The organism is Sphingobacterium shayense (genome assembly GCF_013179575.1).
GTDB classification, from domain to species: domain Bacteria; phylum Bacteroidota; class Bacteroidia; order Sphingobacteriales; family Sphingobacteriaceae; genus Sphingobacterium; species Sphingobacterium shayense.
In genome coordinates, this window is record NZ_JABMCQ010000240.1 from 1 (window position 1) to 4,410 (window position 4,410).

4 protein-coding genes are annotated in these 4,410 nt (G+C 40.2%); all 4 read left to right on the top strand.

The genetic code is table 11. The annotated features are described in order from the left end of the window. Positions 1-1,565 (top strand): thiamine pyrophosphate-dependent enzyme (locus HP439_RS17975; RefSeq protein ID WP_246229408.1); only part of this gene is annotated, 1,565 nt, incomplete at its 5' end. Between the two features lie 48 nt (positions 1,566-1,613). After that, positions 1,614-2,846, top strand: coding sequence for a 2-oxoglutarate dehydrogenase complex dihydrolipoyllysine-residue succinyltransferase (odhB, locus tag HP439_RS17980; RefSeq protein WP_172391714.1), 1,233 nt, complete (start codon positions 1,614-1,616; stop codon positions 2,844-2,846). 70 nt (positions 2,847-2,916) lie between these two features. Then, a complete protein-coding gene (locus HP439_RS17985) occupies positions 2,917-3,945 on the top strand; it encodes an STAS domain-containing protein (RefSeq protein WP_172391715.1) in 1,029 nt (342 codons plus the stop codon). Between the two features lie 97 nt (positions 3,946-4,042). Then, positions 4,043-4,410, top strand: a 368-nt coding sequence (locus HP439_RS17990) for a universal stress protein (protein WP_172391716.1), incomplete at its 3' end; no start/stop codon positions are given.

Here is a 4,410-nt window from a genome sequence, read left to right on the forward strand (position 1 = left end):
CGAAAGTAACTTTGTCTCCTGTATTTCATGTTAATGGAGATGACGTAGAAGCCCTGGTTTACGCAATCAACATTGCTGTCGAATATCGTCAAAAATATAAAACAGATGTCTTTATAGATCTTTTAGGTTATAGACGGTTCGGTCACAATGAGGCAGATGAGCCTAAATTCACTCAGCCTTCACTATATAAGCTAATTGAGAAACATCCTAATACACTTGCTATATACGTGAAAAAGCTTGTCGACGAAGGGACAATCGATATCGACTTTGCAAAACTACTTGAGAAAGATTTTCGAAATGTACTTCAGGAGCGTCTAGACGAGGCCAAAAAAGTGGAGCAGATTAGCGACGAACGCCCTATGTTCGCCGGGGCATGGAAAGGGCTACGCCCAGCTAAATCTGCAGACGTAGAGGTAGAAATAAACACGAAAGTATCTAAAGAACTATTCATATCATTAGCTAAAGAACTAAACACGCTTCCTAAAGACAAAAAATTCTTCCGGAAAATTACCAAAGTATTTGACGATCGATTAAAAATGATCGACTCCGACAAATATGACTGGGCAATGGGAGAATTAATGGCATATGCTACATTATTGAATGAGGATTACCGTGTGCGTATCTCTGGGCAAGACGTTCAACGTGGAACGTTCTCTCACCGCCATGCGGTTGTCACATTAGAAGATTCTGATGAAACGTATACCCCACTCGCAAAACTTAATGGAGGAAACCGTTTCAATATCTACAATTCTTTGTTATCAGAATACGCAGTATTAGCTTTTGAGTATGGCTATTCCTCGGTGAACCCTAACTCCCTTACAATTTGGGAGGCTCAGTTCGGAGACTTCGCTAATGGTGCTCAAATTGTATTTGATCAATATATTTCATCAGGAGAAACTAAGTGGAAACGCTCAAATGGACTCGTGATGCTTCTTCCTCACGGTATGGAAGGCCAAGGTCCAGAACACTCTTCTTGCCGGATAGAACGTTACCTAGAGTTATGCGCAAACAACAACATGATCGTTGCTAATTGTACAACACCGGCCAATTATTTTCATTTATTACGTCGCCAGTTACACCGTGAATTTAGAAAGCCTCTTGTTGTTGCTACACCGAAGAGTTTATTGCGTTATCCTAAAGCTGTTTCTTCTATTACAGATTTCACAGAAAACAATTTCCAAGAAATCATTGATGATCAAAATGTAACAGCTAAATCTGTTAAGCGAGTAATTCTGTGCTCAGGTAAACTATATTACGACTTGCTAGAAAAGCAAGAAACTGACAAACGTAAAGACATTGCTTTGGTACGGGTTGAACAGCTGTTCCCTATTGCACACAAACAAATAGAAGCGTTGCAGAAGAAATACGCAAAAGCAGAATTCGTGTGGGTACAAGAGGAAAACGAAAACATGGGTGCATGGCCATTTTACTCGCGTAAATTCCGCGGCACAAGTCTAGACTTAAACGTAATTGCTCGCCCCGAAAGTGGTTCACCTGCAACTGGGTATATGAAACACCACCAAGCGCAACAAACAGAGATTATTAATAAAGCATTTGAAATTTAAAACATATCGACATATTAACTTGTTGTTGATATAACTGAAGACAAAAATATGAGCTTAGAAATTAAAGTACCAGCAGTAGGTGAATCGATAACCGAGGTAACCTTGGCACAATGGCTAAAACAAGATGGCGATTACGTTGAAATGGACGAAAACATCGCTGAATTGGAATCTGACAAAGCTACGTTTGAGCTTCCGGCCGAAAAAGCGGGAATCCTCAAAATTATAGCTCAAGAAGGTGATACTTTAGAAATCGGTGCTGTTGTTTGTAGTATCGAAGAAGGTGATGCTCCTGCAGCTGGTAGTGAAACCAAAGAAGAAGCTCCTGCTGCAAAAGCAGAAAGCAACACCCCAGTTTCGGCAACCGATCCTGAGAATCCAGAATCTTATGCCGCTGGTACTGCATCCCCTGCTGCTGCCAAGATTTTAAGAGAAAAAGGTATTGATCCTTCGACAATTAAAGGAACAGGGAAAGATGGTCGTATTACTAAAGAAGATGCGGAAAAAGCACAAGCAAAGCCTGCTACACCTACGAGTAAACCTGCAGCAGCCACTGCTCCTGTAATTGCTCAGCCAGCTGGTGCACGTAATGAACGTCGTGAGAAGATGACCTCTTTACGCAAAACTATCGCTAAGCGATTAGTAAGTGTAAAAAATGACACGGCTATGCTAACTACTTTCAACGAAGTAAACATGCAACCGATCATGGATCTTCGTGCGAAGTATAAAGAAACTTTCAAAGAAAAACACGGCGTTGGGCTTGGCTTCATGTCATTTTTCACCAAGGCTGTTACAACAGCGTTGAAGGAATGGCCCGCTGTTAATGCTCGTATTGAAGAAAATGAATTAGTATATTCTGACTTCTGTGATATTTCAATCGCAGTATCGGCACCTAAAGGTCTTGTGGTACCTGTGATCCGCAACGCGGAATCGATGAGCCTTCACCAAATTGAAAAAGAAATCATTGTTCTTGCTACCAAGGCTCGTGATAACAAATTAACTATCGACGAAATGACAGGCGGGACCTTCACTATTACCAACGGAGGAGTGTTTGGTTCAATGATGTCAACACCGATAATCAATGCACCGCAGTCAGCAATTCTAGGAATGCATAACATTGTACAACGTCCTATTGCTGAAAACGGACAAGTGGTCATTCGACCGATGATGTATATCGCTCTGTCTTATGATCACCGAATTATTGATGGTCGTGAATCAGTAAGTTTCTTAGTTCGTCTAAAACAACTATTAGAAGATCCTGCTAGATTACTGCTTGAAGTTTAAGAACATCACAAGTATATGTAAAAGGTCGTCTATATTCAGGACGACCTTTTCAATTTAGACCTTTTGAACAATGATCAGCGTAAGATTTTTTACTTTTCTTTCTATCATCGCACTCCTATTAATCGGAAGTCGAACAAACGCTCAACGGATCGGCCTGGAAATTGATTTATTTGGATACGCCGACAACAGAGAATTTAAATCTATGTACACCGAAGATAAAACCTATTTTGGAACTATCTTATCACCCCAACTATATTTTGCGTTAGACAGTAACCACCGTATTATTGGTGGCATACAATACAAACAGGATTTTGGCAAGCACACACAAAATCGGTCAAAAATTTCACCTATAGTCTACTACAACTATAAAGACAAAAATTTCGACTTCGCGTTGGGGCATATGCCACGATACGAAAGATTAAAAGACATTCCGCTAATCGTATTAGCTGACACATTCCTTTATGACCGTCCGAATATGGAAGGCATGTACTTCTCTTACGGGAATAAAAAATTAAAACAAGCTCTTTTTATCGATTGGTTAAGCAAACAAAGCCACGACCACCGAGAGCGCTTTCTTGTCGGACTTTCTGGTAAATATACTTTTGGACGTTTCTACATTGCTGACGATGCATTGTTGTATCACAACGCGTTGACAAGTAACGACAGTATCGAAGAACATATCCAAGACAATGGCATTGTTCTCCTACGGGCCGGAGTAGACTTGAGCCATCTTACTTTTTTGGATTCATTGACGATCGACGCGGGATTTGCTCTGGGTTTTGACCGGATCCGAACGGAATACGAACTCCGATCCGCCAAAGGCTTTATTTCCAATATCCATTTACGATACAAAAGATTCTTTATGAAAAATACATTCTATTTGGGGGATGCTCAGAATCTCCCTATGGGCGATTCTTTCTACCACCGTAATCGCTACGATCGAGTCGACGTTGGATGGATACCATTTAAAAAAGGAGCTCTCGAAGGAAAGTTCACAGCTTCATTCCATTTCGATTCAGACCAAATCAGCAATCAGCAATCATTTACTATACGCTACAACTTTGGAACCGCTCTGTGGAAAAAAAATGAAAGACTTTAACCCTTATTTCCGTCCAATGACACAATAATAACGTGATATAGATTCGTATATCGGTCGATTTTAGTATGTTTGATATGCTAACTAAAATGTTTATTGTATGCAAAATGCTATTCTTTTACCTACGGATTTTTCAGAAAATGCATGGACTGCGACTCGCTATGGAGCCCAATTAGCGATTAAATATAATTTTGCTCTTCATATTTTACATGTATACTCTAGCATCGGGCGGATAATGGCTACCGCTGATTTTAACGAAGAACTCGACTCCTTCCAACAAAACAAAGCGGAACTTAAAATAGACGAATGGGCGCAAAAGATAAATGCTGAGTTTCCAAGCCTTTCTATAAGCAGGGCTTGTATACAGGGCAATTTAAGCGACATTATTCTTGAACTTATTGGCGATAATCCAATTAGTTTTGTTGTTATGGGAACTAATGGAGTCAGTGGCCTAACAGAAAAACTGAT

Bases quoted from the DNA above. Each gene is read 5' to 3' on its own strand.
- odhB (WP_172391714.1), top strand. From the start codon at position 1,614: ATGAGCTTAGAAATTAAAGTACCAGCAGTAGGTGAATCGATAACCGAG.
- HP439_RS17985 (WP_172391715.1), top strand. From the start codon at position 2,917: ATGATCAGCGTAAGATTTTTTACTTTTCTTTCTATCATCGCACTCCTA.